The following is a 12,284-nucleotide window of genomic DNA, read 5'->3' on the forward strand; positions in this document are numbered from 1 at the left end:
CCGACGACGGTGCCGCCGCCGACAAGACCGGCTACGGCCAGAGCTGCGGGTCCAACGACCTGCGCTGGTCGGCCAAGTCGATGACCCAGGCCGGCGGTTACATCCAGATCAGTGTCAGCGCGAATCCCGGTATCACCTGTGTGCTGCCCGCGGGGCTGCCGGTCGTCGCCTTCGGCTCCGGGGGTACGCAGGCCCATCCCGCGGAGCAGTCCGTGGGGAGCGAGATCACCCTCAGCGGCGGCACCACCGTCTACGCCGGCGTGAACCCCAAGACCACGAACGACGACAACGGCACCGAGTACAGCACGGTCATCGCCTCCGTCAGCGACGGCGACCCCCACCCCGTCTCGCTGCCGGTGGGGAACATCGTCGTGGACAAGCCCGTGGTGACCAACTGGCACACGAACCCGGCGGACGCCGTGCCGGCGGGCTGAGCGGGCGCGACACGACCGATGCCCCGCGCTCGGGCGGCCGAGGAGGCGTGGCCCAAGCGCCGGGCCACCGTCCTCGCAACATCGCCGCTCCACACGGTCTGCAAGGTGCAGGCCGACGTAGCGAACCGGCCGTCGTGGCAGCCGGACGCGAACGCCGTGGTCGAGGACACTCCCGGTCGCCCGCGCCCAGGCCCGGTCTTCCGCTGGAGCACCGAGGGACTGCACGTCACCTCCACCGTCGAGCGGGCCGACTACGGCGAGCGCCTGGCCTGGGGTGGCCCGGCCCAGGGCATCACCGCCGTCCACGTGTGGACCTTCGCCGACCAGGCAGCCTCGCAGTCCGCGCTCGACAACTCCCCGCACAACTGGGTCAACGACATCAAGCACGGAGCGGAGACCCCCGTGTCGCCGCCGGGTCACGGCCGCCAGAGCCAGGTGTTCTCCGGTCCCACCGGCGGGCACGATCCGAGGTGGAGGCGGGGGGCGCTCCGTGCCGCGTCGTCCTGGATCAGACAGGCGTCGCCCGAGACCAGCTGTCCACTGGGATTCATCCGCCACCGCTGGTCAGGGGCCTTGCTGTCGCAGGGCGAGACACGCGGGGACGGCGCGGCGGTCAGGCAGCCTCCGTGAGCCTTTCCGGACTGCCATCGGCCTGCGCGGAGCTTGTGCCAGGACTGTTGGGCACCGCCGTTGCAGCGGGCGGTCCGCACGGCGCCTTCCGCCGTCCCCGGCAGGTTGTTCGCCACCTCGAGGCAGAGATCCGCGCCGCCCGTCTGGGAGACGATCGCGCCGGGACGGGCACGCTGCCGGGGGCGGGGGTACTGCCGGTGCATCCAGTTCCGGTATGCGGGGGTGATCGAGGGGGACGCGTTGCAGCGCGGCGGCACGCAGGAGACCGTGTGCAGATACGTCTCGAAGATCCGCTGCTTGGCCCGGACCCGTGCCGGTGCGAGGTTGTCCGGCAGGAGCGCCATAGGGTATCCGCGGTATGCGATGATGCCGCCCCGCAGATGCAGGGGAAAACCCGCCATGCGGAAGTACCGCGCCGTCACTCCGTGATCGCTGTGGTCCGCCCCTCGTGTGCGCGTGTGGCCGAAGGAAGCGTTGTCGAAGTCCAGGGTGCGAATGCGCTCGGTCTTCCACCGCTTGGCCAGAGCGGTGATTGTCGCGATGAGGGATCGTTCCGTGTACCGCGTCGAGGAGTCGACCGTGGTGATTCCGGAGATCTGGCCGCGGAAAAGCCTCAGGAGACTCTCGTGCCGGTAGCGGGAGCTTCCTTTCCCCGTCGGAAGCCCGTCGGGCAGCCGGAAGAAGGTGAGCCGGATCTCGGGTCGTTCACGGAGCGAGAAGGAGGTGATGTGGTGGTTGTTGACCGTGATGGTCTTGGTGACGGTGTGCTGCCCGGAACCCGCCATTGCCGCATAGGCGGCGATCATGCCGTGTTCGCGGCTCTTCGGGTAGGGGCTGCGGCTGAAGGATTTCCCGGCGTCCCCTGCGGTCAGGTACACCACGTCGAGGGGGCATCGCGCGGTGATGAGCTCCTGGATCTGGGGGTTGATGAACAGGAGGTCATCGTCCTCGTGGGCCACGCCGATCATTTCCCGCAGGCAGGGGCCCGACGGCTTTCCGTACGCATCGCGTCGGGCGACGTATCCGGAGTGACCGGTTTGCCGGGGCGGTTGGAGGGACGGTACGCCGAGCAGGGCCGGCCCCGCGACGAGAAAGAGGCACAGGACGGCCACGGAAAACGCTGTGGGAGCGGAGATCGCGTTTTTCCTCCCGGGGCTCCTGCTCACGTGCTCGACCTCTCCTGGGCGCGGACCCTCCCGCTCACGCGCTCCGCACCGGCTCAGCGCTTGCCGGTCGCGTTCGTGATGTTCTGGACCTTGTAGTAGCGCGCGACGCAGAGCGCCGGCCACGTTTTGCGACCACCCTGGCCGAACGGCTCGGTCATCTTCCTGATGGGGAGCCGCTTGTACGGGAGAACCCGGGCCCCCGCCGCGGCCTGGGACCGCATCCGCGCGTCCTGCCGGTCCCAGGCGCGGGCGCGCGCGGCCATGTCGGAGTTCAGCTCCGTGAGCGATGTCGCGAGGCCGAGACAGACGACGCAGTACACAGCCGTTCCTGTGGCGAGCGCGGTGGCTGGGCGCCGGCCTGGGCGGTGCCACGCGCGGGCGGTGACCGCGCCCGCGTAGACGAGGAACAAGACGTACAGCAGCAGGTAGTCGTTCCACAGGCGCGTCGATGTCATCACGCCGGCATGGAAGACGGGGTAGGTGATGACGGTGCAGGCGTAGCCGGCGACCAGGAGAACCACGACGCACGATCGGATCAGCAGCGCCTCGTTGTTCGCGCGGGTGACACGCTCAGGAGAGACACGCACGAGGAGACAGCCCAGGACGAGGCCGCCGGCGAACGCTCCGAGGTACGGCCAGGACGTGAGACACGTCCAAGCGATGTGGGCGAATCCGTACCCGGACTCCCACAGGGACTTGGGGTCGAGCAGGGCTGACGCGTCCTTCGACTGGCGGCGGTGCAGCGCACCGGGCGACGTGTAGAGGATCAGCGCTCCGACCACGAGGCCGGCGATGGCGACCGCGCACCACAAGCGGACGAAGCGGCGCCGCGCGGCGGGGATGGCACGGCCGCTGATCAACAGCGTGCACCCGAGGGCGACCAGTGCGACCACGGTGGTCTCCTCCGACAGCATCCCCAGTGCTGCTCCCGTCGTGCCGGCGACGCACAAGGCGAAGGCGCGGCCCCGCGGTGAGACGGCCCGCACGGCCGGGACGACGGCTGCGCAGGCGAACACCGGGGGCAGCGTGTGGGAGACGGACGCCGCCGGCCAGTAGAACGTCTTGTAGGTGTTCAGGGAGCCGAAGAGGAAGACGGCGGTCACCGTGGCCGCCGTGAACAACGCTGTTCCGCGCGGCAGCCTTCTTTCCGTGGCAGGCAGCGCGGCGGCGCAGAACGCCCACAGCAGCAGCAGAATCAGCACTCCGCTGGCCGGCGCGAACCACTGCTGTCCGGCGATGCCGAAGCGCGCGTAGGTCCATACGAGCACGGCGTTGACGACGCGCCCGTTGTCCTTGAAATAGAACTTGTCCACCATGGCGGACAGCCCGCCGTCGCGGACCACGGGCAGGAAGCACCAGTCGTCACCGCTGGGCCGCACCCAGCGGGCGGTCCAAGCCGCGTAGACGAGCAGAGCCAGTGGAATGACACAGAGCAATACCGGCCACCAGCGTCCCCGTTTCACCGGCATGCCCGCGTTCAGGGCGTCTTCGACCCGCTGCCCCCGGACAGTTCTTCCCGCTAGGCGTTCCATGCCCACGCCCGTTCTCCCTTCCGGCGGGTATCGCACGTGACCCCCGTTCATCGGCGTTTTTCCGGAGCGCTGCAGGAACAGGACGAGGAGTGCGGCAGGGAAACGCTTGGTACGTCCAGCTTGCCACTCGGCGCGAGGGAGCGCAGTCCGCCGTGGCACACGGGTGAAACGGTCAGGTGATTCACCCGCTCGACGCCAAGGGGTCGCCGGGCGGCCCGGCGGAGTGCATGGTCGTTCACAGCAATGTGACTTTTACGAGGCAGGTCTTCGCTCGAGACGCGTCGGACGGGGCGCAGGGAACGGTCTTGAGGCTGCCCCGACTCGCCGGGAATCCGTATGCCAGAATGCAGCATCTCCGTCGTCGTCCCGTGCTTCAACGAAGAGGAGGTGATCGGCAGATTCCACGCCGCCCTGCTGTCCGTCCTGGAGGCGACACGGCAGACCTTCGAGATCTGTTATATCGACGACGGCAGCAGCGACGACACCCTTCGATGCCTTTGCGCCCTCGCTGCCGGGGACCGTCGCATCCGCTACACCTCCTTCAGCCGCAACTTCGGCAAGGAAGCGGCGATCCTCGCCGGACTGCGCATGTCCCGCGGCGAGGCTGTTGTCCTCATGGACGCCGACCTTCAGCACCCGCCCGGTCTCATCCCGCACATGCTGCAACTGCGCCGGCACGGTTACGACCAGGTCGTTGCCCGCCGCGACCGTGCGGGAGACGGCGCGCTGCGCAGCCTGATCAGTTCCGCCTATTACCGGGTGATGGGTCACGGCATGGACGTCGACATCATCGATGGGGAGGGAGACTTCAGACTGCTGTCGCGATCGGCTGTCGAGGCCGTGCTTTCCATGCCGGAGACGAACCGGTTCTCCAAAGGAATCTTCGCCTGGATCGGCTTCGAGACCGTCAGTTTCAAATATCACAACGTCGATCGCGCGGCCGGCCGATCGAAATGGGGCGGCAGGCGCCTCCTCAACTACGGGATCGACGGTCTCATTTCATTCAACAACCGTCCGCTGCGGCTGGCCTTCTACGCCGGTCTCGCGTTGTTCTTCACCGCGGCCGTCTATGCGCTGTGGACCATCGTGAACGTTGCCTTGCACGGTGTGGAGGTGCCTGGTTACACCACCCTGCTGACGGTCGTCATCGCGCTCGGCGGAATCCAGCTCGTCACGGCAGGCATCGTCGGGGAGTACGTGGGGCGCATCTACTACGAGGCGAAAGGCCGCCCACCCTATATCGTGCGGGCGACGTCCGACGCTCCGCCACCCTCGCAGCCCGCCGACGCGACCGCCGTGCGACGCACAGGGGCGCACCGGCTGGGGCCCGAATACTCGGCGGTCGGGCCGAAGAAGAGGAGCGGAGCGCGCACGATGCGCCAGTTTCTCACCTTCGCCGCGATCGGCATCGTCAACACCGCCGTATACCTGACCGTCTACATCGCCCTCAACAGCTGGCTGCCGTACCTCGTCGCCCATTCAATCGGTTTCGCGGTGAGCGTGGTCGGATCATTCTTGCTCAACACGCACATCACGCTCCGCACGAAACCGACCTGGCGTGCGTTCGTCCGCTATCCTCTGTCGAGCATCGTCAATATGCTGGTCAGCGGACTCCTGCTCTTCCTCGCCGTGGACACGCTGGGATTGAACAAGAACATCGCCGCCGTGATCGCCGGAATCGTGGCCACCCCGCTTTCCTTCTTTCTGGCCCGCTGGGCGATCGTCTCCGGCGCCCGGGGCCGCCGGCCCTCGGCCGCACCGTACAACGCGGCGGCCGGCACAGGGCGCGAACAGACGGTTGATGCGTGGCGGGAGTAGCTCGCAGGCCGCGGGAATTCACGCGTACCGCTGAACGCCCGTCTCCAGGCGTCCGTGTCAGCTTCCTGGGAGCGCGATGTTCCCAGCTGTTGCCGGAGGCGGCGTTGCCCACCCCGACGATGTTCGCGTGTGCCGGTGCCCCCGGCACCGCCACCGCCCCAGCGCCGTACCCACCGGCACCGCCCGCTCGCGTGCGGACCGCACCCGTGCCGCCATCCCCATGCCCGGCTCCTCACGCACAGGCCGGCACCCGTCAGCGCTTCCGCGGCTGCGGCAGTGGGCGGAGCGGGAACCGGAGTCGCCGTTGGCGGTGGCGTGGTGGGCGTACGCGGACAGGGAGCGCACGGAGCACCAAGAGGTGCGCGCGCACCTGCGGGCCGCTCACGCCGGGGCCGGGCGGGCGGCGGGACGACGATCCGGGTTTCCCCGCGGTGGTCCGTGAGCTGACGGCGCACGTCCCTTCCGCACACCCCGCACAGCCCTCTGCCACCCCGGCGGACCGCCGGGAAAAGCCTGTCGAGGAGCGCCTCACGATGACCGTGCCCGCACCTTTCACAGACACCTGATCCACGGGTCGTCGCCGACAGCCGCGTCATGGACTTCGCCCGCCGTGCCGGGAGGGAAGGAGCCGACTACGCCACCCCGCACCACTGGTCGGTCACCGATCCGGAGGGCCACGGTGGCGAGGTCGACGACCTGCTCGACCGGGGCACCCTGGAGAAGGCACATGATCCGCCGGACGGCTCCTAGTAGTGCTTCGTTACGTTGAGTGATCACGGCTATAGTGGGCAGCTTCCTGGAGTGAGGTTGGGGGAAGTGGAACGGCTCCGGGGCGAGTTGGCGGAGTTCGTTGCCGATGTGTTCGGGTCGTTTCCGCGGCGGGATCAGCGGCGGTGGGGCGAGTGCTATCTGCGAGGCTTGATGCTCGATGGCCGGCGCAAGTCCATCCAGCCGATGGCCGAGCGTCTGCCGGACGGGAACATGCAGGCCCTGCAGCAGTTCGTGAACCAGTCGCCGTGGGATCCCTTACCGGTGAGGCGGCGGATCGCTGAGCGGTTGTGCGAGGCCATCCGCCCTGAGGTGTGGGTGATCGACGACGTGTCGTTCCCCAAGTGCGGCACCGCGTCGGTGGGTGTGGCCCGCCAGTACTGCGGAGCGGTCGGCAAACGGGCGAACTGCCAGGTTGCGGTCAGTGTCCATGCCGCCACCGACACCGCCTCATGCCCGCTGCAGTGGCAGTTGTATCTGCCGCGTGAGTGGACGGACGAGCCGGACCGGTGCCGCAGGGCAGGAGTCCCCGACGACGTGGTGCACCGGGAGAAGTGGCGTCTGGCGCTCGGCCTTTTGGACACGCTCGCCGAGTGGCAGTTGAAGGCGCCGGTCGTGGTCGCCGACGCCGGCTACGGCGTCAGTACCCCGTTCCGGCTCGGCCTCCAGGCGCGAGGGCTGTCCTATGTCCTGGCCCTGAACGGGAAGGAAGTCGCTCACTTGGAGGATGCCGAGCCGCACCAGCCTGCTTATGGCGGGCTCGGACCACCCACCCTTCCCCGCTACCGCACCCCACCGCGAGCCGTCTGCGTCCTCGCCGCGCAGGCGGGTGCGGAGCAGTTCACCGAGGTGACCTGGAGGCAGGGCAGCAAAGGCGCGATGACCTCGCGGTTCGCGGTGCTGACCGTGCGGCCCGCGGGCAAGCAGTCCCTGGCCGCAGCTCAGGAGGCCGGCGGCGGCCGCAACCAGTGGGACGGCGTCCTGCCCGTCCAGACACTCCTCATCGAATGGCCGGACGGCCAGGACACCCCGACGGACTACTGGATATCGAACCTGCCCGCCACCACACCAGTCGCTGACCTGGTGCGGTGGGCCAAGATGCGCTGGCGGATCGAGCATGATTACCGCGAGCTCAAGCACGGCCTCGGACTGGACCATTTCGAGGGACGCACCTGGCGCGGCTGGCACCATCACGTCACCCTCGTCACCACCGCACAAGCCTTCCTCACCCTCAGGCGGCACGACCCAAAAGCCCGCATACCGGCCTGACCCTCTACCAGGTCCTCGACGCTCTTCAGGACCTGCTGAGGTGCTGGACCGGTACCTGCGCCACCTGCGGACGACCCCTGCCCAGCCCTCGGAGAAACCGCAGACAGCCCAGAACCTAACGAAGCACTACTAGGCGGCCAGTGTCTCGTTCTCCCGGGAGGCGTCCGTGCGGTCGGCGTACTTGTCGAGCAGTGTGTCCGCCGTGAGCAGAGCCTGCTCAAGGGTGTGGGCCCCGGTCAGCACGCGCAGTGTGTACACGGCGTCTTCCAGCGCCCTGCTCGTGGAGCCGGTGGGGTGCACATCGTGTGCGATGCGGGCCTGGGCGAATCGGGACAGCGCCTCGCGCAGTTCCTTCTCGGCGGGAACGATCACGGGGATACCTCCTCCGGGTTGTATCAGGGAGTGCTAGCAGGCAGCGGCCTCTTCCACGGTCGCCCGCACCTTCAGGAACGTGTCGGTCCCCGTGATCTCCAGGAGTCTTCGGATCTGCCGCGTCGGCGCCGCCACACGGAGATCGGTCTCGTGGTGGGTGAGGATCAGCAGGTTGAGCAGCGTCGAATCCCCGAAGGCGATGCCGGAGGCGTCCAGGACGACCTTCCGGTGCGCTTTCGCCGCGGTGCCCAGAGCCTCCGCCAAAGGCTCGATCGAGCACATGTCGTAGGACCCGCGCGCGCTGACGACCCAGGTGCCACAGCGTTCGAACTGCACCACCTCGGCCTGGTCCAAGACCCGGGGCGGTGCCCCGCCGACGCCGTCGGGACGGTCCGAGACCTCTTCTTCCACAAACACCCTCGGCTCCTCCCGCGTCTCCCCTGCATGGAACACGCTTCCGATAGCGCGAAAAGTATGTCATGCATTAGCTGTCAGGCAAAGCGGGTCAGTAGAATGCCGTGCATGGTTGCAGTGCCTGGATCTCACACCGGTTGGACGTTCATCACCAACCACGCGCGAGTACTGGCGGCCATCGCCGACAACCCGAACATCCGGATCCGCGACATCGCCGCCCACTGCCGGCTCACCGAGCGTGCCGTCCAGCGGATCATCTCCGACCTCGAGCAGGACGGTTACCTCTCCCACACGCGCGAAGGCCGCACGAACACCTACCGCGTCGAACCGGACAAGGTCCTGCGCCACCCGGCGGAAGCGGGGCTGACCGTGGCCGCACTGCTCTCCCTGCTCGTCCGGGACGAGACCGACCGCATAGGGGAACCCGGCAGTCGGCCCGCCCCGCTGGCCACCGCCGGCGGCACGAGCGAGTAGCGCTTCGCGGGGTTCCGGTCCCGCCGGCCGGCAGGGGTCGGCACCCCTCCGACCGGGCCGGCGCCGCGCCCTGGCCACGCCGTTCCCGAATGGGGGGAACGGCGTCGCTGTCGGAGGCGTCACCCCTCCTGTGTTCCCTCCGCCGGCGGGGGCGGTTGAAAGCAGGCGGTGACGTCCTTGCCGCGGGGGCATCGGCGGACCTCCCAGTCGTCGGCGAGGGCGTCGACCAGGAGCAGCCCGCGCCCCCCGAGGGCGCGATGATCCGTGCGTCGTTGCTCGGGCAGCCGCGGTGAGGCGTCGTGCACCGTCACGTGCAGACAGCGCTCGTCCCAGGTGAGGATGAGCTGCGCGGCGCTGTGGGCGTGGACATGGGCGTTGGTGACCAGCTCGGAGACGGCCAGCACGACCGAGTCCACCAGAGCCGGTGCGGTCCGTTCCCACCCGAGTGCGGACACATGCGCACGCGTCCAGTCCCTGGCCTCCTTCACCCCGGCGCTGATCGGCAACGAGCGCGCCCACCCGACAGCTCGCATGGATGAGTCGTCCGTCATGGTTCCTCCTCCAGCCGCCGACGGTCTCCTGTCCCGTCTGCCCCGGTACGCGGCGGCCCAACGTGAACCGGCGGTGACGTTCCGCGCCATGCCCGCCGCCGTACGAGGCGCCGCCGTGGTGTGGCGTGGCCGACAGTTTCGTCGTCCTGGCGTGCCCGGCCCGATCGCGGGTATCAGGGCTCCGGAATCTCACTGGCGGAGGCGGTGGCGGATGGTACGGACCTTGGTGGGCGAGGATGGCGTGGCGGCCCACTTGGATGACGCTCTCCTGAGCGCTGCGGTGGCTCTGGACGGGCAGGGCGAGTCCATCGCCAGTGCCCGTCACGCGGCTGCCGGGTTCCTGGCCCGGATGCGTGCCGAGCATGGTGTCGCGGTCTCCCGGCGGGCCGTGGAGGTGACGCAGTTGGTGGTGAGCGAGCTGGTCACCAACGCGCAGAAGTACGCCGCCGGCCCGATCGTGATGGACCTGCGGATCACGGGCGATCTGATCGAGGTCCAGGTGTGGGACTCCGATCCCGTACTGCCGGTGGCTCGTGCCGCCGACGTGGGCCGGGTGGGTCAGCACGGCCTGGAGATCGTCATGGCCCTCTGCCAGAGCTTCGAGGTCACACGGGAGCCGGTCGGCAAGCGCGTCACCGCCCGCCTGGCCCTCACGGACGAGCCGTCCGGCTGAAAACCGGATCTCCCGGCCCTACCGCGTATCGGACCGCCCCACGGCCTCTGGAACCGGCCGGACAGCGGATGTCTTCCGCATCGCATCGTCTGCCCCGGTGGACATGCCGTTGTCCCGGTGCTCGGCCGGAGGCCGGCGGGGAGACGCTCCCGCGCCTCCGAACCGCCGGGCGTGGTCGGGGGGAGGTCTGACACGCCGTCGTGTGAGATGCCCTCAGCTCCCGGTCCCGCCCATCCGTACGTCCTTGTTCCACGCGTTGCTCCGGCCGTTCGCCCCCGTCTTGCAGACCGTGTCGTAGCAGCGCCAGAACCAGGTGCCGTTCTTGCGGCGGCGCAGTTCGATGCTCGTGCCGCCGCAGCGGGCGCACCTGGGCGGCCGGGCGAAGAGCCGGGCGTTCTCGTGCTCCAGCAGCTTGCGGGCGAAGTGGCCGCCGCGCATCGTCACCATGACCTCCCGGGTCCACGACTGGGACAGCGTGTTGAGGCTGCCGATCATCACCGTGCGCTCGTCGATCACCGCGATCTTCTGGTGCATGACGTTGACGGGGACGACGGTGTGGACGACGGCACGGAGGTCGGCGATGAGGCTCTGGTTGTCCGGGCGGGCCTGGAGCTGGTCCGTGTCGTCGCGGATGAACACGGTGACGTGTACGCCGCGTCCGGTGGCCTCGCGCAACAGCGGCAGGATGCCCCGTACCCGGTTCGCGACCCACGGCGCCCACAGCCAGACCGAGGTGCGGGCCCCGCGGATCTCGTCCTCGAACGTGCTGAAGAAGGTGGTCTCGTCGTCGATGCCCGTCACCTCGACGTGCCGGGCGAGGACATCGGCGAGCGCGGTTCCGAATCCGCCGAGGTGCCGCTCCTTCTCGTGCGGCGGGGTGATCAGATGGCTGGCCCGCAACCGTCGTACGCCGGCGGTGCCGACCAGTGCCGCCAGATGGGAGAAGGCCCTGCCGTCGCGTGCGGAGCTGATTCTCTCCCAGCTGCCGATCACGTAGAGGCGGGACTGGACGCGGGTGGCCGCCACGTTGAACAGGCGTACGCCGTTGCGTGCCCAGTCCGACGCGTCGGGTCCCCGGTGGGCCAGGGACATCCAGAGGTCCCGGCCGTCGGCGCCCTCGACCGTGTCGAAGACGACGATGGGGAACTCCCGTCCCTGGAAGCGGTGCGCCGTGCCCACTTCGGCCAGGGCGCCGCCCCCGCTCTCCACGTCCCGCAGGGCCTCGAGGGTCGCGTCCGCCTGAGTGCCGTACGGCGTGACGATGCCCGCCTCCTCACCCTCCGCGCGGTGGTACTCCACGAGCGCCCTGGAGATCAGCGCGCCGGCCGGCCACCAGCCGCTGCGCCGGCCGGTCAGGTGGGGCCGCGCCAGTTCGTGCAGTCCGTCGGTGTCCACGACGACGATCTCGGGGTCGTCGGGCGGCCTCGGCGCCACGGTCTGCTTGCCGCCCCGCAGTGTTCCGCCGTAGGCCAGCGAGTTGGCCAGCCGCATCACCGCCGGGCCGAACCGGTGCTGTTCGGTCAGGGTGACGCAGGCCGGGTGCCGGTGGGCGTCCGCGGGTTCGCGGATGCCGCAGTGCTCGAAGACGTCCGGGAGCAGCCAGCGCTTCACGTCGGGGCGGCCGAGGTCCTTCAACTGCTCCTCGACGACCGGGCCGAGCTGCATGAAATCACCGAGCAGCACGGCCGCCCGGGTCGCCTTCGCCGTCGCGAGGACGACCTCGGGCAGGGTCGCCGCACCGGCCTCGTCGACGAGGACGACGTCGTACGGGCCCTCGAACACCGCCTTGTTGGTGCGGAACCGCGCAAGCGTCGTGGCGACGAGCCGGGCGTTCTTGATGATCTCGCCCTGGGCGTTGCGGGAGAGACGTTCGTACTCCTCCTGGGCCTGCCGGAACCGTTCCTCCAGAGCGGCGCGGCCGGCGGTGTCGGCCGCCACCTGCGGACGCAGCCGTTCGGCCCGGGCGTGGCGGGCCGGCCAGTCCTCCCGCTGGGCGAGGGCGGTCAGCTCCGCGGCGTCGAGGGCCCGGACGACGGCCCGTTCGAGCTCGGTGGTCTTGTCCTTGAGGGCGGTCACGGCGTCGGCGGCCGATCCGGCGACCGCCCGGGCCGAGGCCAGAGCCTGCTCCCGGGAGGCGATCTCCTCCCGCGTGAGCGCGATGCCGGACATCAGCCCTGTCAGTT

At 69.3% G+C, this 12,284-nt stretch carries 12 protein-coding genes; 6 read left to right on the forward strand and 6 right to left on the reverse strand.

What is annotated here, in order from left to right; genetic code table 11:
- A partial coding sequence (locus H5J33_RS10600; RefSeq protein ID WP_181794642.1) for a DUF4232 domain-containing protein occupies positions 1-434 on the forward strand: 434 nt, incomplete at its 5' end.
- Between the two features lie 416 nt (positions 435-850).
- Here the strand turns inward: H5J33_RS10600 and H5J33_RS10605 are convergent.
- Both H5J33_RS10605 and H5J33_RS10610 read right to left on the reverse strand, forming a co-directional pair.
- Positions 851-2,032: a ricin-type beta-trefoil lectin domain protein gene (locus H5J33_RS10605; RefSeq protein WP_181794643.1), complete on the reverse strand. Its 1,182-nt coding sequence runs from the start codon at positions 2,030-2,032 to the stop codon at positions 851-853.
- A gap of 251 nt (positions 2,033-2,283) precedes the next feature.
- Positions 2,284-3,609: a DUF6056 family protein gene (locus H5J33_RS10610; RefSeq protein ID WP_309485373.1), complete on the reverse strand. Its 1,326-nt coding sequence runs from the start codon at positions 3,607-3,609 to the stop codon at positions 2,284-2,286.
- A 489-nt stretch (positions 3,610-4,098) separates the two neighbouring features.
- Here H5J33_RS10610 and H5J33_RS10615 point away from each other — a divergent pair, with 489 nt between their 5' ends.
- From H5J33_RS10615 to H5J33_RS10625, 3 genes are all read left to right on the forward strand, one after another.
- On the forward strand, positions 4,099-5,580 hold the full coding sequence (locus tag H5J33_RS10615; RefSeq protein WP_181794644.1) for a glycosyltransferase: 1,482 nt from the start codon (positions 4,099-4,101) through the stop codon (positions 5,578-5,580).
- 594 nt (positions 5,581-6,174) lie between these two features.
- Positions 6,175-6,330 (forward strand): hypothetical protein, encoded by a 156-nt coding sequence (locus H5J33_RS10620; RefSeq protein ID WP_181794652.1) that lies wholly within the window; start codon positions 6,175-6,177, stop codon positions 6,328-6,330.
- Positions 6,331-6,381: 51 nt separating this feature from the next.
- Complete coding sequence (locus H5J33_RS10625; protein ID WP_181794645.1) at positions 6,382-7,617, forward strand: IS701 family transposase; 1,236 nt, start codon at positions 6,382-6,384, stop codon at positions 7,615-7,617.
- A gap of 129 nt (positions 7,618-7,746) precedes the next feature.
- On the opposite strand, the gene H5J33_RS10630 is transcribed toward H5J33_RS10625, so the two are convergent.
- Positions 7,747-7,989, reverse strand: a complete 243-nt coding sequence (locus H5J33_RS10630) for a DUF5133 domain-containing protein (protein WP_181794646.1) — start codon at positions 7,987-7,989, stop codon at positions 7,747-7,749.
- A gap of 33 nt (positions 7,990-8,022) precedes the next feature.
- Complete coding sequence (locus tag H5J33_RS10635) at positions 8,023-8,406, reverse strand: STAS domain-containing protein (RefSeq protein ID WP_399552801.1); 384 nt, start codon at positions 8,404-8,406, stop codon at positions 8,023-8,025.
- 105 nt (positions 8,407-8,511) lie between these two features.
- On the opposite strand from H5J33_RS10635, the gene H5J33_RS10640 reads away from it, so the two are divergent.
- Entirely contained in the window at positions 8,512-8,877 is a 366-nt protein-coding gene (locus tag H5J33_RS10640) for a helix-turn-helix domain-containing protein (RefSeq protein WP_181794647.1), read from the forward strand.
- A 119-nt stretch (positions 8,878-8,996) separates the two neighbouring features.
- Here H5J33_RS10640 and H5J33_RS10645 read toward each other — a convergent pair whose 3' ends face one another.
- The gene (locus tag H5J33_RS10645) at positions 8,997-9,428 is read right to left on the reverse strand and encodes an ATP-binding protein (RefSeq protein ID WP_181794648.1); all 432 of its coding nucleotides are present in this window, start codon (positions 9,426-9,428) and stop codon (positions 8,997-8,999) included.
- Between the two features lie 211 nt (positions 9,429-9,639).
- Here H5J33_RS10645 and H5J33_RS10650 point away from each other — a divergent pair, with 211 nt between their 5' ends.
- Positions 9,640-10,101 carry an ATP-binding protein gene (locus H5J33_RS10650; protein ID WP_181794649.1) on the forward strand — a complete coding sequence of 154 codons (462 nt, stop codon included), beginning with the start codon at positions 9,640-9,642 and terminating at the stop codon, positions 10,099-10,101.
- Between the two features lie 213 nt (positions 10,102-10,314).
- Here the strand turns inward: H5J33_RS10650 and H5J33_RS10655 are convergent.
- Positions 10,315-12,284: AAA domain-containing protein (locus H5J33_RS10655; RefSeq protein WP_258564995.1), on the reverse strand; the 1,970-nt coding region annotated here is incomplete at its 5' end.

Origin of the sequence: Streptomyces sp. WELS2 (genome assembly GCF_013870595.1) — a bacterium.
Lineage (GTDB): Bacteria > Actinomycetota > Actinomycetes > Streptomycetales > Streptomycetaceae > Streptomyces.